Source organism: Stenotrophomonas africana (assembly GCF_013004645.1).
Lineage (GTDB): Bacteria > Pseudomonadota > Gammaproteobacteria > Xanthomonadales > Xanthomonadaceae > Stenotrophomonas > Stenotrophomonas africana.
In genome coordinates this window covers 291,224-311,712 of the sequence record NZ_JABEME010000004.1, presented here as the reverse complement: position 1 = coordinate 311,712, position 20,489 = coordinate 291,224, and the positions used below count along the sequence as shown (strand labels likewise).

At 67.5% G+C, this 20,489-nt stretch carries 16 protein-coding genes and 1 other RNA gene; 6 read left to right on the top strand and 11 right to left on the bottom strand.

Annotated elements, in window-relative coordinates:
* Position 1: 1 nt before the first annotated feature.
* Genes mraY through mraZ form a run of 7 tightly spaced genes read right to left on the bottom strand, consistent with a single transcriptional unit; the run spans position 2 to position 7,503 of the window.
* A complete protein-coding gene (gene mraY, locus HLA98_RS09990) occupies positions 2-1,087 on the bottom strand; it encodes a phospho-N-acetylmuramoyl-pentapeptide-transferase (protein WP_010481929.1) in 1,086 nt (361 codons plus the stop codon).
* Entirely contained in the window at positions 1,077-2,471 is a 1,395-nt protein-coding gene (locus tag HLA98_RS09985; protein WP_057501033.1) for a UDP-N-acetylmuramoyl-tripeptide--D-alanyl-D-alanine ligase, read from the bottom strand. Before HLA98_RS09985 ends, mraY begins: the two co-directional genes overlap by 11 nt.
* The gene (locus tag HLA98_RS09980; protein WP_057501032.1) at positions 2,468-3,976 is read right to left on the bottom strand and encodes a UDP-N-acetylmuramoyl-L-alanyl-D-glutamate--2,6-diaminopimelate ligase; all 1,509 of its coding nucleotides are present in this window, start codon (positions 3,974-3,976) and stop codon (positions 2,468-2,470) included. The genes HLA98_RS09985 and HLA98_RS09980 overlap by 4 nt, the downstream gene beginning before the upstream one ends.
* On the bottom strand, positions 3,973-5,817 hold the full coding sequence (locus tag HLA98_RS09975; RefSeq protein ID WP_057501031.1) for a peptidoglycan D,D-transpeptidase FtsI family protein: 1,845 nt from the start codon (positions 5,815-5,817) through the stop codon (positions 3,973-3,975). Before HLA98_RS09975 ends, HLA98_RS09980 begins: the two co-directional genes overlap by 4 nt.
* Positions 5,814-6,077, bottom strand: coding sequence for a cell division protein FtsL (gene ftsL / locus HLA98_RS09970; RefSeq protein ID WP_005408074.1), 264 nt, complete (start codon positions 6,075-6,077; stop codon positions 5,814-5,816). The genes HLA98_RS09975 and ftsL overlap by 4 nt, the downstream gene beginning before the upstream one ends.
* Positions 6,074-7,042, bottom strand: coding sequence for a 16S rRNA (cytosine(1402)-N(4))-methyltransferase RsmH (gene rsmH / locus HLA98_RS09965; RefSeq protein WP_019661066.1), 969 nt, complete (start codon positions 7,040-7,042; stop codon positions 6,074-6,076). Before rsmH ends, ftsL begins: the two co-directional genes overlap by 4 nt.
* Before the next feature lie 14 nt (positions 7,043-7,056).
* Positions 7,057-7,503 (bottom strand): division/cell wall cluster transcriptional repressor MraZ, encoded by a 447-nt coding sequence (gene mraZ / locus HLA98_RS09960; protein ID WP_004143635.1) that lies wholly within the window; start codon positions 7,501-7,503, stop codon positions 7,057-7,059.
* A 323-nt stretch (positions 7,504-7,826) separates the two neighbouring features.
* Here mraZ and HLA98_RS09955 point away from each other — a divergent pair, with 323 nt between their 5' ends.
* Complete coding sequence (locus HLA98_RS09955; RefSeq protein WP_057501030.1) at positions 7,827-8,579, top strand: NRDE family protein; 753 nt, start codon at positions 7,827-7,829, stop codon at positions 8,577-8,579.
* Positions 8,580-8,680: 101 nt separating this feature from the next.
* Positions 8,681-9,160, top strand: a complete 480-nt coding sequence (locus HLA98_RS09950; RefSeq protein ID WP_057501029.1) for a DM13 domain-containing protein — start codon at positions 8,681-8,683, stop codon at positions 9,158-9,160.
* A gap of 89 nt (positions 9,161-9,249) precedes the next feature.
* Here the strand turns inward: HLA98_RS09950 and rnpB are convergent.
* Both rnpB and rsmI read right to left on the bottom strand, forming a co-directional pair.
* Positions 9,250-9,601, bottom strand: an RNA gene (rnpB, locus tag HLA98_RS09945) — RNase P RNA component class A.
* 134 nt (positions 9,602-9,735) lie between these two features.
* Positions 9,736-10,554, bottom strand: a complete 819-nt coding sequence (gene rsmI, locus HLA98_RS09940; protein ID WP_057501028.1) for a 16S rRNA (cytidine(1402)-2'-O)-methyltransferase — start codon at positions 10,552-10,554, stop codon at positions 9,736-9,738.
* A gap of 81 nt (positions 10,555-10,635) precedes the next feature.
* Here rsmI and HLA98_RS09935 point away from each other — a divergent pair, with 81 nt between their 5' ends.
* The 4 genes from HLA98_RS09935 to HLA98_RS09920 all read left to right on the top strand — a co-directional run bounded on the left by HLA98_RS09935 (position 10,636) and on the right by HLA98_RS09920 (position 14,852).
* Positions 10,636-12,357, top strand: coding sequence for a penicillin-binding protein activator (locus HLA98_RS09935; protein ID WP_057501027.1), 1,722 nt, complete (start codon positions 10,636-10,638; stop codon positions 12,355-12,357).
* Positions 12,347-12,715 carry a YraN family protein gene (locus HLA98_RS09930; RefSeq protein WP_170272468.1) on the top strand — a complete coding sequence of 123 codons (369 nt, stop codon included), beginning with the start codon at positions 12,347-12,349 and terminating at the stop codon, positions 12,713-12,715. Before HLA98_RS09935 ends, HLA98_RS09930 begins: the two co-directional genes overlap by 11 nt.
* A 110-nt stretch (positions 12,716-12,825) precedes the next feature.
* Positions 12,826-13,470 carry a metal-dependent hydrolase gene (locus tag HLA98_RS09925; RefSeq protein WP_057501025.1) on the top strand — a complete coding sequence of 215 codons (645 nt, stop codon included), beginning with the start codon at positions 12,826-12,828 and terminating at the stop codon, positions 13,468-13,470.
* Positions 13,467-14,852 (top strand): FAD-binding oxidoreductase, encoded by a 1,386-nt coding sequence (locus HLA98_RS09920; RefSeq protein ID WP_057501024.1) that lies wholly within the window; start codon positions 13,467-13,469, stop codon positions 14,850-14,852. Before HLA98_RS09925 ends, HLA98_RS09920 begins: the two co-directional genes overlap by 4 nt.
* Positions 14,853-14,953: 101 nt before the next feature.
* On the opposite strand, the gene HLA98_RS09915 is transcribed toward HLA98_RS09920, so the two are convergent.
* On the bottom strand, positions 14,954-16,975 hold the full coding sequence (locus tag HLA98_RS09915) for an acyltransferase family protein (protein WP_057501023.1): 2,022 nt from the start codon (positions 16,973-16,975) through the stop codon (positions 14,954-14,956).
* Positions 16,976-17,167: 192 nt separating this feature from the next.
* Complete coding sequence (locus HLA98_RS09910; RefSeq protein WP_057500333.1) at positions 17,168-20,395, bottom strand: autotransporter family protein; 3,228 nt, start codon at positions 20,393-20,395, stop codon at positions 17,168-17,170.
* Positions 20,396-20,489: the final 94 nt, after the last annotated feature.

Sequence of the window (20,489 nt, the reverse complement as noted above, 5' to 3'; positions counted from 1 at the left end):
CTCAGCGCACCTTCAACGTGGCCAGGCCGATCAGCACGAGCACGACGGAGATGATCCAGAAGCGCACGATGACGCGCGGCTCCGGCCAGCCCTTCAGTTCGAAATGGTGGTGGATCGGCGCCATGCGGAACACGCGCTTGCCGGTCAGCTTGAACGAAGCGACCTGGATCATCACCGACAGCGTTTCGATGACGAACACGCCGCCCATGATCACCAGCACCAGCTCCTGGCGGGTGATCACCGCGATGGTGCCCAGCACCGCACCCAGCGCCAGCGCGCCGATGTCGCCCATGAACACCATGGCCGGATAGGTGTTGAACCACAGGAAGCCGAGGCCGGCACCGGCGATGGCCGCGCAGATGATGACCAGCTCGCCGGCGCCCGGAATCTGCGGAATCTGCAGGTAGTTGGCGAATACCACGTTGCCCGAGGCATACGCGAATACGCCCAGCGCGCAGGCCACCAGCACGGTCGGCATGATCGCCAGGCCATCCAGGCCGTCGGTCAGGTTCACCGCGTTGGAGAAGCCGACGATCCAGAAGTAGGCGATGGCCACGAAGCCGATGCCGGCCAGCGGCAGCGCGATCGACTTGAACATCGGGATGTAGAAGGTCAGCGCTGCCGGCACGTCGGCCGTGTAGAACAGGAACAGGCCCGCGGCCAGGCCGAAGATCGACTGCAGCAGGTACTTCCAGCGCGACTTCAGGCCGTTCGGGTCGCGGCGGACGATCTTGATCCAGTCGTCATACCAGCCGATGGCACCGAAGCACAGCATCACCGCCAGCACCAGCCACACGTAGCGGTTGCGCAGGTCGGCCCACATCAGCACCGACAGGGTGATGGTGAGCAGGATCAGCGAACCGCCCATAGTCGGCGTGCCGGCCTTGGAGAAATGGGTCTGCGGACCGTCCTTGCGGATCGGCTGGCCGCCCTTGAACTGGGCAAGCTTGCGGATCATCGCCGGGCCAAGCCACAGCGACAGGAACAGGGCCGTCAGCGCGGCAAGGATGGCGCGGAACGTCTGGTAGTTGAACAGCCCGAACAGGCTCTCCAACTGCTGCAACCATCGAGCCAGTTCATACAACATGCGGGGATTCCTCTCCTTGCGCCAGCAGCGCTTTGACGATCAGGTCCATGGCACTGCCACGGGAACCCTTGACCAGGCAGCGCACACCAGCGTGCAACTCGTCCTGCAGCGCCTGTGACAGCGCACCATGGGTAGCGAAATGGCGTCCGCCTTCACCGAAGGCGGACGCAGCGGCGGCACTGAGCGGACCCAGCGCATAAAGCCGCTTCAGTCCGGCGGCGCGTGCACGGATACCGGCCTGCGCATGCAGTGCCTCGCCGTCCGGGCCCAATTCGCGCATGTCGCCCAGCACCAGCCAGCCCTCTTCCGGCGCGGCGGCCAGGGCGTCGATGGCCGCAGCCAGCGAACCCGGGTTGGCGTTGTAGCTGTCGTCCACCAGCACCGCGCCATTGCGCAGCTGATGGGCAATCTGGCGGCCCGGCACCGGCTGCGCTTCGGCCAGGCCGGTCGCGATCAGCGCCAGGTCGACACCGGCGGCCAGCGCCAGGCTGGCAGCGGCCAGCGCGTTGCTGACATTGTGGCGACCCGGCAGGCCCAGCACCACGCGGGCTTCGCCGCCCGGTGCGACCAGCGTGAACTGGCTGCCCTGCGCGCCGGCGCGGATGTCGCGCGCGGTCACCTCGGCGGTGTGTTCCAGGCCGTAGCGCAGCACGCGGCAACGCGGCGGGGTGCCGACGAAGTGCTGTTCGAACCAGCGGCCGTAGGCATCGTCCACATTGATCACGGCCACGCCATCGGCCGGCAGCGCGGCATAGATCGCGCCCTTGGTCACCGCCACGCCGAGCAGGCTGCCCATGCGTTCCAGGTGCGCCGGGGCGATGTTGTTGACCAGCGCATAGCGCGGGCGGGCGATGTCGGTCAGGTAGGCAATGTCGCCCGGCTTGCCGGCGCCCATCTCGTAGACGGCGTAGTCGGCATCTTCCGGTGCATCGATCACCGCCAGCGGCAGGCCGATCTCGTTGTTGCGGTTGCCCGGGTTGGCGTAGACCACCTTGTGGGCGTGCCGGGCCACCTGCTGCAGGATCGACAGCAGCAGGCTCTTCACGCTGGTCTTGCCGTTGCTGCCGGTGATCGCGAACACCTCGGTGCCACGGTCGCGCTGCATGCCGGTGGCGATCTTCGCCAGTGCCAGTTCGCTGTCGGCCACCAGCACCTGCGGCAGTTCGATCGGCAGCAGGCGCTCGACCAGCAGCGCACTGGCACCGCGCGCCTGCGCGTCAGTCGCGAAGTCATGGCCGTCGAAACGCTCGCCGCGCAGCGCCACATACAGGCTGCCCGGGCCGAGGCTGCGGGTGTCATTGCTGACCGCATCGATGGCCACGTCGTCGCCGTGGATCTCGCCGCCGGCCCAGTGGGCGATCAGCGAAAGCAGGGTGCGCTTCATGCGGCGCCCTCCCCGGCCTGCGCGCTGAGCACACCGGCCTTGGCCGCCAGTGCAGCGGCGGCCACTTCGGTGTCGTCGAAGTCATGGCGCACGCCATTCACTTCCTGGTACGGCTCGTGGCCCTTGCCGGCGATCAGGATGATGTCGCCGGCACCGGCACGCTTCACCGCCAGGCCGATCGCACGCGCGCGGCTGCGCTGCACGGTCACGGCAGAGGCATCGGTGAAGCCGGCCAGGATGTCGGCCACGATCACGTCGCCATCTTCGCCACGCGGGTTGTCGTCGGTGACGATGACCTGATTGGCAAGGCGCTCTGCGATGGCCGCCATCTGCGGACGCTTGCCGGTATCGCGCTCGCCACCGCAGCCGAACACGCAGAACAGCGCGCCGTGCAGGTGGCCATGCAGGCTGTCCAACGCCTGCTCCAGCGCGTCCGGGGTGTGTGCGTAATCGACCACCACGGTCGGCAGACCGTCTTCGCCGCCCAGGCGGTTCATGCGGCCACGGATCGGCTGCAGTGCCGACAGTACTTCGGCGATGCGCGGCAGCGGCTGGCCCTGCGCGTGCAGGGTGCCGGCCACGGCCAGGAGGTTGTCCACGTTGAAGCGGCCCAGCAGCGGCGACTGTACCGCCGCGCGCTGGCCGTCGATGACCAGTTCGAAGGCAATGCCGCGGCCGTCCAGCTGCAGCGCTTCGGCGCGCACGCTGGCATCGGTGGCACCGCGCGAGCTCAGACCGATCGGCTGCACGCCCGCCGGCAGGCCGGCGAACAGCTGGCGGCCGAAGGCGTCGTCAAGATTGATCACCGCGGACTTCAGGCCCGGACGATGGAACAGCCGCGCCTTGGCCGCGCCGTAGCTGGCCATGTCGCCGTGGTAGTCCAGATGGTCGCGGGTCAGATTGGTGAACACCGCCACGTCGTAGTGCACGGCATCCACGCGCCCCTGGTCCAGCGCGTGCGAGCTGACTTCCATCGCCACCGCGCGCGCACCGGCGTCGCGCAGCTGCGCCAGCAACGCATGCATCTGCAGCACCAGCGGCGTGGTGAAGCCGGTCGGTTCAACCGCACCATAAAGTCCGGCGCCCAGCGTGCCGATACTGCCACTGGGCGTTCCGAGCAGATGCCAAGCCTGGGCCAGCAGCTGCACGGTGGACGTCTTGCCGTTGGTGCCGGTCACGCCCACCATCGCCATCGCCCGCGACGGTGCGCCATGGAACTGGTCGGCCATCGCGCCCATGCGCGCGCGCAGGCCCGGCACGGCGATCGCATCGGCCGGGGCCGGCAGTTCGGCAGGCGCGGGCGGTTCGAACAGGATGGCGACAGCGCCCGCCGCGCGGGCCTGCTCGACAAAGCCCAGGCCATGCGCGCCGAACCCGGCGATGGCGACGAAGGCATTGCCGGGGCGCACGGCGCGGCTGTCCAGCACCAGGCCGGTCAGAACGGGATCATGGCCTGCCAGGGCCACGTCCGGAAGCAACTGCGAAAGCAACATCGAAGGACTCATTGCGTGCCTCCCGTAGCGGGCGGCGTCTGGGCATGCGCGCTGGGCAGCGCAGCATCGAATTCAGCGGCGGCATCCACCGGCAAGGCGGCTTCGGCCGGCGGCGCAGGCAGGATCGAGGCCGAGTGGCCGACCTTGCCGGACTGCTGCGCGGCCAGCCACGACTGCAGGTCGTCCAGCGGCACGTCCATCAGGCGCAGGGTGCCTTCCATCACGTTGTGATAGACCGGCGCCGACACCAGGCCGCCGTAGAACTTGCCGGCCTGCGGATCGTTGATGACGATGACGGTGGCGAAGCGCGGGTTGGTGGCCGGCACCACGCCGGCGAACAGCGCGTTGTAATGACCCCGCTCGTACCCCCCCGGACCGGTCTTGCGCGCGGTACCGGTCTTGCCGGCCACGCGGTAGCCCAGCACCGCCGCCTGCTTGGCGCCGCCCTGGGTGACCACCGTTTCCATCATCGCCACCACCTGCCTGGCGACGCTCTCATCGATGATCTGATGCGCTTCGTTGCGCTGGCCTTTGACGAAGGTCGGCGCGATCAGCTTGCCACCATTGGCCAGCGCCGAATAAGCGGTCGCGATCTGCAGCGGCGTCACGTTCAGGCCGTAGCCGTAGGACATCGTGGTCTTGGTGGCACCGTCCCAGTTGGCCGGGCGCCGCACCACGCCACCGGATTCACCCGGGAAGCCGCTGTGCGGCACCGAGCCGTAGCCGAAGCGGCGCACGCCGTCATAGAACACCTGGTCCGGCATCTTCGCCGCAACCTTGGCCGCGCCGATGTTGGAACTGCGGGTGATCACGCCGGTCACGTTCAGCACGCCGTTGTTGCGCGGCACGTCGCGAATGGTGAAGCGGGCTACCTGCATGTAACCCGGGTTGGTATCGATGATGGTGTCCTTGGTCACCGCACCGGCCTGCAGCGCGGTGGCGATGGTCAGCGGCTTCATCGTCGAGCCCGGCTCGACCAGATCAGTCACCGCACGGTTGCGGCGCGCATCGGGCAGCGCGCCGGTCAGCGAATTCGGGTTGTAGGTCGGCAGGTTGACCATGGCCAGGATCTCGCCGGTGGTCACGTCCATGATCACCATCGAACCGCCGGCCGCCTTGTTGGCCACCAGCGCGTTGCGCAGCTCCTTGAACGCCAGGTACTGGATGCGGCGATCGATGCTGAGGGTCAGGTCCTTACCCGGTTCGGCGGCGCGCAGCAGATCGCTTTCGACGGTCTCGCCCTTGCGGTTGCGGATCACCCGCTTGGCGCCGGCCTTGCCGCGCAGCCATTCGTCGAACGCCAGCTCCAGGCCTTCCTGGCCGCGGTCGTCGATGTTGGTGAAGCCCAGCACGTGCGCCATCGCCTCACCCTGCGGGTAGAAGCGGCGGAACTCGCGCTGCGCGGCCACGCCCGGAATCTTCAGCGCGACCACCTTCTCTGCCTCGTCCGGATTGATCCGGCGACGCAGGTACATGAATTCCTTGTCCGACTTCTGCGACAGGCGGCTGCTCAGCTCGTCCACCGACATGCCGACCGCCTGGGCCAGCTCCGGGATGCGCTCGGGCGAACGCAGCAGGTCCTGCGGGTTGACCCAGATCGAGGCGACCGGCGTGGACACCGCCAGCGGCTCGCCGTTGCGGTCGGTGATCATGCCGCGCGAGGTCTTGATCGGCAGCTCGCGCAGGTAGCGGGCTTCGCCCTGGCGCTGGTAGAAGTCGCTGTTGATGATCTGCACGTAGGCGGCGCGGCCGACCAGCGACACCGAACACAGGCCGAGCGCCAGCGCCACCCAGCGCAGGCGCTGGCGCAGATTGAAGGCGTTGCGCGGGCGGTTGCGGCCGGTCTTGCTCATGGCCGCACCACCACGATGTCCCCGGCTTCGGGGAACTTCATGCCGAGCTTTTCGCGGGCGATGCGATCCACCCGGTTGGCTTCGGCCAGCGTGGCCTGCTCCAGCTGCAGGCGGCCGAATTCGAGGTTGATGTCATCGCGCTTGCGTTCGGCGCGCGACAGCTCGATGAACGTCTGCCGGTGACGGTGACGCACGAACACGACGCCGATCGCAGAGGCCACGGTCGAGGCCAACAGGATGATCAGCAGCAGCCGGCTCATGCGTCGGCCTCCCGCTTCTGCGCCACGCGCAGCACGGCGCTGCGCGCACGCGGGTTGGCGGCCAGTTCCTCGTCGGTAGCCTTGATGGCACCGCCGATCAGGTCCAGCGTCGGCACGAACGCCACCGCCTCAGGCAGGCGGCGGTTGGCCGGCGGCGCCTTGGCCAGGCGGTTCATGTACTGCTTGACGATGCGGTCTTCCAGCGAATGGAAGCTGATCACCGCCAGCCGGCCACCGGGCTTGAGCCGTTCCACGGCCGCATCGAGCCCGGCTTCGAGATCGGCCAGCTCGCGGTTGATGTGGATGCGGATGGCCTGGAAGCTGCGCGTGGCCGGGTGGATCTTGTCTTTCCCACGCGGCATCACCGAGGCGATCAGCTCGGCCAGTTCGGCGGTGCGGGTGAACGGCTGCTTCTCGCGGCGGGCCACGATGGCGCGGGCGATGCGGCGGCTCTGGCGTTCTTCGCCGTAGGTCCACAGCACGTCGGCAATTTCGCGGTCTTCCACGCGGTTGATCCACTGCGCGGCGCTTTCACCGCTGTCCGGATCCATGCGCATGTCCAGCGGGCCATCCTTGCCGAAGCTGAAGCCACGTTCGGCCACGTCCAGCTGCGGCGACGACACGCCCAGGTCGAACAGCACGCCGTCCAGGCCTTCGGCCGTCGCATCCCACTGCAGCAGCTGGGCGAAGCTGCCACGGAAGATGGACACGCGCGGGTCCGGCGCAAAATCGCGCTCGGCTACGGCGATGGCTTCCGGATCCTTGTCCATGACCAGCAGGCGCCCCTCGGGACCGAGCTGGGTGAGCACGCCACGTGCATGACCGCCACGACCGAACGTGCCATCCAGATAACGTCCGTTTTCGATCACCCTCAGGCCTTCAAGGACCTGGGTGTACAGGACCGGCAGGTGCACCGCCGGCGACTGCGACACCGGAAGGTGACCGGTCTGCGCTTCTGGGCGCATCCGGGCACCCCGGCTCACAACTTCAGGTCGAGCAACCCATCACCCAGATCCTCGTCAGACAACGTCTGCTGGATCAGGGCCCGATGCGCCTGCTCGCTCCACAATTCGAACTTGTCGCCCATACCGAGCAATACCGCCTTCTTCTCAATGCCCACCGCACCGCGGTGGCTGGCGGGGATGCTGATGCGACCGTTGCCGTCCAGCTCCAGATGGGCGGCCGAGCCGACCAGCTTCTGCTGCAACAGGCGCACGACGCGCTGGGTGTTGGGCTTGGACATGACGTCGTCGCGGACCCGCTCCCATTCCGACTCTGCGTACAGCCACAGGCAGCCGGCTTCGAACGGGTTGTAGGTCAGCACGAGACGGTTGTTGCTGGCGCGCGCGACGAGGTCGCGGTAAGCGGTGGGAACCGCCATGCGCCCTTTATCGTCAACTGTGATGGCCGTCTCGCCCTGGAACACGACGCGTGCACCTATCCTTCGCCCGGTGAAACATTGAACCACGAAAACCCACAAAACACCCGGATTTCCCTCTGATGCCCACCTTAGCAGCGGCCGAAGGGTTGTCAACAACTTTTCAGCGGGGAAATCGCCAGCCACATCAATGGCTTGCAACAACCTTTAGAGAATTGTTCAAGGCTTATCCACAAGTTGCTGATCCGTCTCAATTTTTGAGATTGAACGGAAGTTCAGGGCTGTGGACAGCGCGTGAAACATCGGCCGCGCATTCATCCAAAACGGGCCGGAAGCGGCGCCAGACTGCGCAAACCGTGCACAATGAGGCCATGTGCCTGCTCGCTCTTGGCTGGATGCACCACCCGCGCTGGCGGCTGGTGATGACCGGCAACCGTGATGAGTTCCACGCCCGCCCGACGGCGGCGCTGGCCCCCTGGCAGGATGAGACCTCCGTCATCGGGGGCCGCGACCTGCGCTCTGGCGGCGGCTGGGCCGGCGTCGGTGCCGGCGGCCGCATGGCGGTGGTCACCAATGTCCGCGATCCGCTGGCCGCCCAGACCGGTCCTTCCCGGGGCGCACTGGTGGCCGACTTCCTGCGCGGCCGCGACCCGGCCGCCGTGCATATCGACCGACTGGCCACGGTGGCCGGCGCCTACGCGCCATTCAACCTGTTGCTGGCGGACGGCCACAGCCTGGAGTTCCTGGGCAACCACCCCGCCGAGCGGCAGAGCCTGGGCCCGGGCGTGCATGGCATGTCCAACGGTGCGCTGGACGCGCCCTGGCCGAAGACCCGACGGCTGATGGATGCGCTGTCGGCGTGGCTGCAGGCCGGCGATGAGGACCTGACCCCGCTCTGGGCCGCCCTGGCCGACGAACATCGCCCCGCCGACAGCGACCTGCCCGACACCGGCATCGGCCTGGAACGCGAGCGCTGGCTGAGCCCGGCCTTCATCCGCGGCGATGACTACGGCACCCGCGCCAGCACCGTGCTGCTGATCGACGCCGACGGCCACGGCGAGATCCACGAGCGCCGCTTTGGCCCGCAGGGCGTCGCCCTGGGCCAGAGCCAGGTCGATTTCTGACCCTGTACCTGTTTTCTGTGTCTATAAATGTCTGCACGCACGCCACACGATGATCTGGCGCGGTCCTGCCGCGCGCCTCACCGATCCACAGGAAGTCATCGATGCGCCGTGTTCTCGTACTTGTCGCCACCCACCTGCTCACCCTCGGCCTCGGCTTCGGCCTGGGCGTGTACTTCCTGCCGATCCTGATCGCTCCTGATGATCCGCCGGCGGCACAGGTGCAGGCTGCCATGAGCGACGCCACCTACCACACCACGTTCCGCCGTGACCTCAAGGGCAGCGACGCGGTGCACTGGGCCGAAGGCAAGGTCAGCGTCAGCGCGCGCCAGGTGGCCTTCGACGGCAAGATGGGACCGGGACCGGACTACAAGGTCTACCTGGTCCGCGATTTCGTCGACAACAAGGCCGACTTCCTGAAGATCAAGGCACAGGCCCGGCGCATCGGCGAGGTCAAGACCTTCAACCGCTTCCTGGTCGATGTACCCGATGACGTCAACGTGGACGACTACACCACGGTGGTGGTGTGGTGCGAGCGCTTCTCGCAGTTCATTTCGGCCGGGCAGTACCGTACGCCGGGTTGAACAACATCCCGAGCATCTGAACGGAGAGCAGCCGAGCATGGCTCGGCTCTACTGTAGAGCCGAGCCATGCTCGGCTTACCGTAAGAAAGAGGCGGAGCCGGCCGATAAGCCGGGTTCTGTCGTGGACAGTCATTCCTCTAGGCGTTACGTCACCGCAACGCTCAAGCAACCTACCCGGATCCAACGCGGGCCGCGCCAAAGGATCCCTATTTGGTCTTGCTCCAGGTGGGGTTTGCCGTGCCGGTCTGTTGCCAGACTCGCGGTGCGCTCTTACCGCACCATTTCACCCTTACCGGCCTTCCGAAGAAGACGTAGGCGGTATCTTTCTGTTGCACTTTCCGTCGGCTTGCGCCGCCCAGGCGTTACCTGGCACCTTGCCCTATGGAGCCCGGACTTTCCTCGGCACCCCCGAAGGGATGACGCGACTGTCTGGCCGGCTCCGCCAGCGCGCATTCTAGCCTACGCACGCCCTTCCTGCCGTGCTGATCGCGGCGTCGGGTTCATCCATCCACGCATGGCGTGAATCTACCGATTCCGTTGCTCTGGTGGGTGCGGACCTTGGTCCGCACGATCCATCAGCTCCCGTACAACGCCTTGCGCGGTGCGCCGGTCAGCTCGGCAGCCAGCTTGGCGGCGGTCGACGGCGGCAGATGCTCGCTCAGCTTGGCGTAGACGCGGCGGCCATGCGCCAGCTGCGCTTCCTCATCGTCGCCGGCGCCCTGCACCATCACCACGAACTCGCCCTTGCGCTGGTTCTCGTCAGCTTCCACCTTCGCCAGCAGGCCGGCCAGGTCACCATCGAGCACGGTCTCGAACAGCTTGGTCAGCTCACGCGCCAGCACCGCCGGGCGCTCGCCGCCGAAGATCGCCGCCATGTCAGCCAGCGACTCGGTGATGCGGTGCGAGGATTCGTAGAACACCATCGTGCGCACTTCACCGGCCAGCGCCTGCAGACGGTCGCGGCGGCCGCTGGCCTTGGCCGGCAGGAAACCCTCGAAGCTGAAGCGGTCACTGGGCAGGCCGGCCACGCTCAGCGCGGCGATGGCGGCACAGGCGCCGGGGATCGGGCTGACCTTGATGCCGGCCGCGCGCGCGGCACGCACCAGACGGAAACCGGGGTCACTGACCAGCGGGGTGCCAGCATCGCTGACCAGCGCCAGCGATTCGCCGGCCTGCAGGCGCGACACCAGGCGCTGGGCCAGGGCCTCTTCATTGTGTTCGTGCAGGGCCACCAATGGCTGCTGGATGCCGAAATGGGACAGCAGCTGGCCACTGCGGCGGGTGTCTTCGGCACAGATGGCCGCAACCGAGCGCAGCACCTCCTGCGCGCGCGGGCTCAGATCGGCCAGGTTGCCGATCGGGGTGGCGACGACGTACAGGGTTGGCACACTCATTTCAGCGGTACTCACGGGGCAAGGGTAGAATCGTAGCGTGTACCCGGCCAAGGCCGCTGCCCTCATCGCATGGACCCGATCATGAACAAGCCCGCCGCACGGATCTCCGCCCTGTCGCTGTCGTTGATGCTGCTGGCCGGCTGCGCCACCACCAGCCTGACCAGCGCGCCCGAATCGCCGGCCCAGAGCCAGGCGCTGGCGCTGATCGAACAAGGCAAACCGCGCGACGCCGCCCTGCAACTGGAAGCGCTGGCAGCAACCCTGAAAGGTGGTGCCCGCAGCAACACCCTGGCCGATGCCGCCTGGGCCTGGCACCTCGCCGGTGACAGCGCCCGCGCGCGCAGCCTGCTCGGCCAGCTCACCGCACGCCAGCTGTCCGGCGCCAGCCTGCAGCGCTACCAGCTGACCGCTGCCGAGCTGGCCCTGGCCGACAAGCAGCCGGCGCAGGCCCTGGCTCTGCTGAAGGAACAGGGCGACAACGTCTTCCCCGCGCTGCGCACACGCTGGTACGTGGCCCGTGCCAACGCGCTGCAGGGCACCGGCGATGCGTTCGGCGCCGCCACCGAACGTGCCCGCGCCCATGCCAGCCTGACCGGCAGCGCGCGCAACGAGAACCAGGCGGCCATCGCCGGCCTGCTCGGCACCCTCGACGATGCCACCCTGCGCAACCGGGCTGCCGCACTGCCGGCCAACGACCCGCTGTACAACTTCGCCGGCCGTGCGCTGATCGCGCGTGGCCTGCCGCTGCCGCGCCCGTTCGACCGCGATGGCGCCGCACAGTTCGACACCAGCAAGCGCCCGCCGGCGATGAGCGACGGCTACCGTCCGCCGGCCAAGCTGGCGGTGCTGCTGCCGCTCAGCGGCCGCCTGGCCACCGCCGCGCAGCCGGTGCGCGATGGCCTGCTGAGCGCCTACTACGGTGAAAGCCGCCGCCGCCCGGACATCAACTTCTTCGACACCGCCGGCACCCCGGCTGGTGCCCTCGCCGCCTACGACAAGGCCGTCGCCTCCGGTGCCGACTTCGTGGTCGGACCGCTGGGCCGCGACGAAGTGGACGCCGTGTACGGCCGCCAGCAGCTGCAGGTGCCGGTGCTGGCGCTGAACCGCGGCAAGGACGCACCGCCGGCCGGCAGCGCCGGCTTCTCGCTGGCACCGGAAGACGACGGTATCGTCGCCGCCGAATACCTGCGTGGCCGCGAGCGCGGCAAGGCGCTGGTGATCAACAGCGCCGACGACACCGGCCGCCGTGCCGCCGCGGCCTTCGCCCAGCGCTTTGCCCAGCGCGGCGGCCAGGTGGTGGCCACCGTCGGCGTCAGCGACGCGGTTGGCGATATCGGCGCGCAGGTGCGCAATGCCGGCCAGGTCGATGCCGTGTTCCTCGCCGTGCGCGCCCCGCAGGCCCGCCTGCTGGCGCCGCAGTTGGCGCTGGCCGGTGCCGGCGGCGCCACCCGCGTCGGCACCTCGCAGCTGACCGTCGGTAGCGGCAAGGTGGAAGAAGACGTGGCGCTGGACGGCATCGTCTACCCGAACGAAGCCTGGAACGTGCGCAGCGTGTCCGGCCTGCCCTCGGCCAGCCAGGTGGCCAGCACGCTGCCCAGCGCACGCGGTGCGGCCGGCCGCCTGTTCGCCTTCGGCGCCGACGCCTGGAAGATCACCGCCTACCTGGACAAGCTGTCCAACGAGGGCGGCCTGGACGGCGCCACCGGCACCCTGTTCCTGGACAGCAACGGCAACATCCTGCGCCAGCCGGCATGGTCCACCTTCAATGGCGGCCGGCCGATGCCGATCGCCGGTGGTCGCTGAGCGCAGCCAACGGGGCTCGGCGGTGGAAGCCGCCGCCGAGCAGCATCTGCAGCAGGCCGGACTGCAGCCGCGCGCGCGCAACGTGCGCTATCGCGGCGGTGAACTGGATCTGGTGATGGACGATGCCGGCACCGTGGTGTTCGTGGAAGTGCGCTATCGGGCGCGATCGGATTTCGGCGGCGGCGCCGCTTCGGTGGATGCGCGCAAATGCCGACGCCTGGCGCACGCCGCGCAGCTGTACCTGCAGGACAATCCCGCGCTGGCCAATGCGCCCTGCCGTTTTGATGTGGTTGACGCCACGGGCGAGCCGCCGCAGCTGCGGTGGCTGCGTGATGCGTTCCGGCTGGATGACTGCTGATGTGTACCGTCCGCCTTGGTAGAAGCCGACCTTGGTCAGCGCTTCTGTGCCAACCAAGGTTGGCACCTACCAGAGCGCAGCCTGGTCGGCACCACCGTGGTGTGTGACTGATGCCTTCGATCATCACCCATGCCGCTGTGCCGTTGGCGCTGTGGTGCGCCGCTGATCGTGGCCGCATCCCGCCGCGCCTGCTGGCTGCGGGTGTGATCGCAGCGATGCTGCCCGATGCCGATGTACTGGCCTTCGCGCTGCACATTCCCTACGCCGATGCGTTCGGCCATCGGGGTGCCAGCCATTCACTGCTGTTTGCCGGCGTGCTGGCGGCGTTGGCGGCGGTGTTGGCATTCTTTGGTAGCGGCCGACCTTGGTCGGCACCACACAGCCCCGGTAGTCGCCGACCCTGGTCGGCGGTTTCGTGCCAACCAAGGTTGGCACCTGCCAAGGCAGGGCCAACGGTGGCATCTACCATGCAGGCGGCGGTATTCGTCTTCGTCTGCGCTGCCAGCCACCCACTGCTGGATGCGATGACCTCCGGTGGCCTTGGCGTTGCCCTCGTCTGGCCTTGGAGCGAACACCGCTTCTTCGCGCCGTGGCGACCGATCCGCGTTTCACCCTTCGCCCCACAGTTCTTCAGCGCGCGCGGCCTGGCCACCCTGATGTCCGAACTGCGCTGGGTGTGGCTGCCGCTGGCTGGCGCCGTTGTTGCGTGGAAACTGATTCAACCCGCCCCTGCTGTCCCGCGAGATCCGTCATGAGTCCTGCCCTGCCTGCTGCCCTGGTTGCCGAACTGTCCGCCCTGCTGGGCACGGAGGGCTGGCGCATGGATGACAACGCGCTGGAGTCCAACGCGCAGGACAACTCGTGGCGCCGTCAACGCCCGGCGGCGGTGGCGCTACCAGCCGACATCGAACAGGTGCAGGCGCTGGTGCGTGCCTGCCGCGCCCATGGCGTGGGGCTGGTCGCGCGCGGCGCTGGCACTGGCACCACCGGCGCGGCGGTGCCGCTGCCCGGCAGTATCGTGCTGTCGTTCACCCGCATGGACCGCATCGTGGAAATCCGCGCGGGTGACCGCTGCGCGGTGGTGCAGCCGGGCGTGCTCAATGGCGCCCTGCAGCAGGCGCTGGCGCCGCACGGCCTGTTCTGGGCACCGGACCCGTCCAGTGCCGAGATCTGCAGCGTGGGTGGCAACCTGGCCTGCAACGCCGGCGGCCCGCGCGCGGTGAAGTACGGCACCAGCCGCGACAACGTACTGGGCCTGGTGGCCGTTACCGGCACCGGCGAGGTGATCCGCTGCGGTGGCGCCTACACCAAGGATTCCACCGGCTACGACCTCACCCACCTGCTGGTGGGCAGCGAAGGCACGCTGGCACTGATCGTGGAAGCCACCTTGAAGCTCACCCCGTTGCCGGTCAGCCAGGCCGGCCTGCGTGTGCTGTACCGCGATGCCGATGCGGCCGCCGCCGCGGTGTCACGCCTGATGTCGCAGCCGGTGGTACCCACGCGCCTGGAATTCATGGACGCGCGCAGCCTTGAGCTGCTGCGTCTCAACGGCGCGGACGTGCCGGAGGCCGGTGCGATGCTGCTGGTGGAAGCCGATGGTGACCACGACACCCTGCCCTATCTGCTGCAGGCACTGGCCAGCGCCGCTGAAGGCGACGGCATGATCGAACTGGACGTAGCGATGGAAGGCCGTGCACGCGACCAGCTGTGGGCCGCGCGCAAGGCACTGTCGCCGGCACTGCGCACCGTCGCGCCCGGCAAGATCAATGAAGACGTGGTGGTGCCGGTGTCGCGCATTCCAGAGCTGGTGGCTGGCGTGCAGGCATTGGCACGCGACTACACGCTGGCCATCGTCACCTTCGGTCATGCCGGCAACGGCAACCTGCACGTCAACATCCTCTATCACCCGGACGATGCCGAAGAGAACGCGCGCGCGCATGCCGCACTGCCGAAGATCTTCGAGCTGACCTTGGCACTGGGTGGCACGCTGTCCGGCGAACACGGCATTGGCCTGGCCAAGCGCGATTTCATGGCACAGGCGTTCACCCCGGAAACGCTGGCGACGATGCGTGCGATCAAGGCCGCGCTGGACCCGGATGGCATTCTCAACCCGGGCAAGGTGCTGCCGCCGGCATAGACCGCGCGCACTCCTGTAGAGCCGAGCCATGCTCGGCTCTACAGGAGTGCGCGCGGGCTTCCCGCCTGCGGAACGCAGAGCAGCCGAGCGTGGGCTCGGCTCTACAAAGGCTTGTCGCTCGCAACACCGATCAGGGTCTGCCTGAAGCCGGGCAACAGCACGCGGTTGCCATGTCCGCTCAGATGATCGTTGTCGAAGAACAGCGGTTCCCCCCCTTCCACCGCCGAACAGGTCTGCGGCCCGCACAACAGTGGCAGCGGATCCCACACCGTCAGCGATGGATAGCGTGCTGCCAGCTCGGCCAGCAACGCCATCTGCGGCGCGCGCAGCCTCTCCAGATCAGCACGCGACATGCTCAGGCCTCCCGCGCATGCCGGGTTGTGGTGGTTGAACCAGTCAGAGCAGCGGTACGCACCGGCCTTGAACAACGGCAACGGTGCATCCACAACCACGCGCACACCTAACCGCTGCAGCCGCCCCAGTACCCGATCAGCCTCATCGCGTGCCGCCTGCGCATGGGCCGGCGTGCGTTCGGCCAGCAGCTGCCGATAGATTTCCTGTGCATCCTGTCGCTGCCAGTCGAATCCGCGCAGCTCCGGCATGCGCAACGCCGCCAGCAGCACGATGTCTCCAGGGCGGGCCTCGCGCTCGATGGTCGACAACGCGTCTTCAATGAAGCCCTGGCAGTCGGCCGGGCTGGCCCGCAACAGATTGACGAAGCTGCAGCCGCCACGATCCTGCTGGCGCACCTCCATGCCGGTCTGGCGCGCGACCATGCTGGTCATGGTGCGATAGGCCGCTGCATGTGAGTCGCCGGCCACGAACAGGCGCCGCCCCTCAAGCGCCGGTGCACTCACCGGTTCCAGCGGGCGCCACGTCGGATAGCGGCGCGCCTGCCATGCGTAACCGTCGCGGGTGGCGCTCAGCGAGACCTGCTCGTGGTACTCCACCGTGGCCCAGGCGCCTGCACCACATAGCGCCACCAGCGGCAGCGCCATCGCCAGCACCTTGGCCGGCGCCAGCCGCAGCAGTGGCACCGCACTGCGCAGAGGACGCTCGATGAAGTGGTAGGACGCGGCCGACACTGACAGCAGCAGCACTGGATACAACCACAGCGCAGCACCGTGCAGGCCATACGTCCAGCGCAGCAGCACCAGCAGTGGCCAATGCCACAGGTACAGCGAATAGGACAGCCGGCCCAGGTAGGCCAGCGGTGCCCAGCCGAGCGCGCGCGCCATGCGCGATGTTCCCGGTGCCAATACGCTCGCCAACAGCAGCAGGGTACCGGCCACGGTGGCCAGCACGCCCGGCACCGGCATCGCCAGCTGAGGTGCAATTACCACACCTGCGGCGAGCAGCGACAGACCGACCACGGCAACCCCATCACCGCTCTGGCCCGGCGCACGCGCATGCATCCACTGGTAGAGCAGCGCGCCCGCGGCCAGCTCCCAGAAGCGCGCCGGCAGCAGATAGAACGCGGCCGCCGGTGCTGCCTGCGCCTGCCAGCCTGCCCACGCCAGCGACAACGCGGTGAGCACCGGCAACAACCAGCGCGACCACGGCCAGCGCTCACGCCCGCGCAGCCGCACGAAGAACAGCAGCGGGAAGATCAGGTAGAACTGCTCTTCCACACCCAACGTCCACGTATGCAGGAACGGGTTGAGTTCGGCGCCGGGTGAGAAATAGTCGTCCTGCTGGCCGGCCAGCACGATGTTGCTGAAGCCGACCAGCGCGGCCCAGCCGGTCTGGTCGAACTGTTCATTGCGCCACGCGCGGGGAATGAACAGCGCCGACAGCACGAAGGTGGCCATCAGCATCACCAGCAACGCCGGCAACAGGCGCAAGACGCGACGCCGGTAGAAATCGAGCAGCATCGCGCCCAGCGATGCGTGAGTGCGTGAGGCCAACGACTGGCTGATCACGAAGCCGGACACCACGAAGAACAGGTCCACACCGGTGAAGCCACCGGGCAGCCACGTCGCATTGGTGTGGAAGACCACGACGGCCAGCACCGCCAATGCACGCATGCCATCGATGGCGGCATTGTGGGAACGCTCGGGAGGGGACATGCGGGCAACGGGCGGAAAACGGTCCGACAGCATCACCACCGCTGCCGCAGTCATTCAATGGACAATCGCGACAGGCCAGCTATGTGTTTAGGTTCGATGCAGCCTGTCAGCCACTGTAGAGCCGAGCCATGCTCGGCTGCCCTTCGTCCAGATCGCAGTGAGCCGAGCATAGGCTCGGCTCTACAGCAGCCGTCGGGTCGGATCCCATTGCCATGGCAATGGGATCCGACCCCGCTGCACACCCACTTACCAGGCCATGCGCAGGCCCAGCTGGCCGCCCACATTGCGGTAGCCGTAGTCACCGTACTGCACGCTCACGCCACCCCATGCGCCCCAGCGCTGGCCCAGCTTCAGCTCGGCACCGGCCTGCACTTCGTAGCGGTTGCGCGGCACGTCCGCGCCCAGCGTGTCACCGTTGAACTGCAACGTGCTGGTGCCGCTGCCACGCAGCCAGTTCACGCCCAGGTACGGCTGCACCGTGTTGCCAGCTGCAGTGCCATGGCCAAACACGCGCACGCCCAGACGCCCGCTCAGGCCACCGGCATCGGCGTGGTCGATCACCGTGCCATTGCTCTCCACGTGGCGATCGGCGCGGAAATCGACATGGCTCAGCTGCACCTGCGGCTGCACGTACAGCGCGCTGGCGGGGCCCTGCCACACGTTGAAGGTGTAGCCGGCCTCCAGCGATGCACTGACCATGCGCGAATCGTAATGCTCCGGCGTCAGGCCGATACCCTGCACCCGGTTATCGAAACGGCCGTACTGCAGGTTCGCATCCATGTACGCACCCTGCGTGCCGTCAGTCGTCTGCAACCAGGTGCCGTACACACCCATGGCACTGCCACGCACCCGACCCTTGGCGCTGTAGCCGGTCAGATCGGACACTGCGCTGCTGTCAGCACGCCCTGTGCCCAACATCACGCCGAACGCTGCATTGCCCCGGCGAATCAGGTCAGTGCCAATCTGCAGCACCGAGGTGTTGCCATCAATCGACAGCTGGCCACCAACCGCACTGAAGTCCGCCTGCTGCCGGCCCACGCGCGCCCACGCGGCACGGCGTTCATCCAGCGAAACGGCACCGATGCGGTCGTTCATACGATGGGAAAACATGTTGATGGCTGCCGACTGGTTGGCCAGATAGGCACCGGCTTCCGGACGCAGTACCGGCGGCGGCAGGATCGGATCGGTGGGATCGACCGGATCGATGGGATCCGTCGGGTCGATCGGATCCGGATCGACCACACACCCCGGCGCGGCCGGGTTGTCCTGGCAGACATCGAACCACTGCGAACGCAGGTACCAGTTGCCATCGGCGGGATCCGCCAGGCCGCCCTGGAACAGGAAGTATTCGTACGATCCGCCCACCGCGCGGCCGCTCAGAGCGTAGCTCGCCCGTGATGCACCGTCGATCTCGATCAGTTGGATGCCATCGACCGTCGGCGCGCCCACGCCACCGATGTTCTTCACCGCAATCAGCGCGTCGCCGGAGGTGTCGCCACGCACGTGCAGGCGGTCCATCGCGCTGTCATCGCCGGCCAGCGCGCCCTGGAACAGGAATGTCGCGCCCTCGCTGTGCAGGTCGCCATACACGGTGAGCGTGTTGAAGCGGCCACCGCCGTCGGACAACGCCACACCACTGTTCAGTACGCTCAGTTCGCCCACCGTGGCATCACCGCTCAGTGTCCATTGGCTGCCGCTCTCGATCGCCATCGTCTGCACCAGGTCGGAACTGCCCTGCCACAGCGCCCCCTCCGCCAGCCGCACATGCACATCCGACTGTGGCGGCAATCCCGCGTCCTCATCTTCCGGGGTGATGACGATGTCGCCCTCCATCTGCGAGCGGCCTTCCACCACCACGTCGAAGCGTCCAGCCACTGCTGCATCCAGTGCCAGCGCAATGCCGTTGCCGCCCGATACCAACGCGCCATTGGACAGCGTCAGGCCCGCATCGCGGCTGCTGCGCAGCCACACACCGCCATTCTGGGCGCTCACCAGCGAACCACCGTCGATGCGCATCCGTCCGTTGTCGTTGATCACCGCCGCCCACGCGCCCACGCCTTCGGTGCGCACATGGGTGTTTGTCAGCGTCATTTCACCCGTGCCGCCAGACAGCACACCGTGTGAGTTGACACCCGTGGTGCGCACTACACTGTCGGCCAGATGCACGCTGCCGCCCAGGCGCGCGATCGCACCGATGGCGCCATGTCCTTCGGTCAGGATGTCGGTCATGCCTGCGCTCACCTGCGGATTTTTTCCGCCGGAACCCTCCGCATACAGGCCGTGGCCGTTCTGGCCGAGCGTGCGCAATCGGCTGGACGCCACCCGGGCGGTTCCATCCAGCACCGAGATGGCCTGCCAGAACTCACCGTCCGCGGTGATCTCCGAGCCGTCCACATCCAGCTCACCCTTGCCCATCATCAGGATGCCAACACCATCGCGCGTGGTGATGGATGAGCCGAGCACGCTGGCCACGCCGTCGCGTTGGTTGATGTTGATGCCCACCGAAGTGGTTTCGAGGCGGCTGTTGCGCATCGTCACCTCTGTGCCTGCAGTCATGTGAATGCCGTGATGCCCGGACATCTCAACACCCTCCAACAGCAACGTTCCGCTGCTGCCAGTGGCAAAACTGATCACACTGGCATTGGTTCCGCCGGCATGGATGCTGCCCCCGCGCATTTCGACGTCACCACCAATCATCAAACCGGCGCCGGAGCGCTCATGGCTGAGGTTGATGTCCACATCCTCCAGTATCGTTCTTCCCAGTGCGGCCAATACCCCCGTAGCACCCGCGCCACGCCCGTTGATCTGGACCGAGCGCAGGTGCACGTCCCCGCCGTTCTTGACCGAGACACCGTAGCCACTCCCACCAATCTCGATGCGGGTCCGCTCGGCGACCACGCTGCCGGCATCCGCATCCAGTCCATTGGATTGGCTGGCATTGACCTCGATCACGCTATCCACCACATGCGCATTGCCACCCTTCACCGAGACACCGTGTGACAGCGCCGCGTGCGTGGTGATATGAACCTGATCCAGTACCAGCTGGCCACCCATTGCCTCGGCGCCATTGGATGCCGTGCCAAAGGTCTGCATACGCGTACCGGTGGCCTGCACCAGCCCGTCATTGGCGGCGGAGAGACCTGCAGCACCATAGCCGGTGGTGGTCACACTCCCTTGCTGGAGCTCGACACGGCTCCCCGTGCCTTCGGCACGCGCGGCGGCAGCATACATACCCTCGGTGCGAAGATTGACCTCACCTGCGGGAACGATGGTGCCTGCATTGATGGCATGGAAGGCGTAGCCAGCCGGATTACCCGGCTCTACCGGCTCGGTCGTGGCGTACTCGCCAGCGGGCGGCGTCTGGTCATCGCCATCCGCCACCACCTGCTGTGCAACGACGGGAGACGCAGCTGCCAGCAGAACGGCAGCGAGGGCAATTGCCAGGGTATGGCGATGAAGGGGCAACTGTTGCATGGCAGGTCTCAATGGGAACAGGCGGCCATGCTCGACGCCGGGCCCGCACCCTCACCATCGAATGCGTTGCATTCCAGGGTGCGACCGTCTGTCA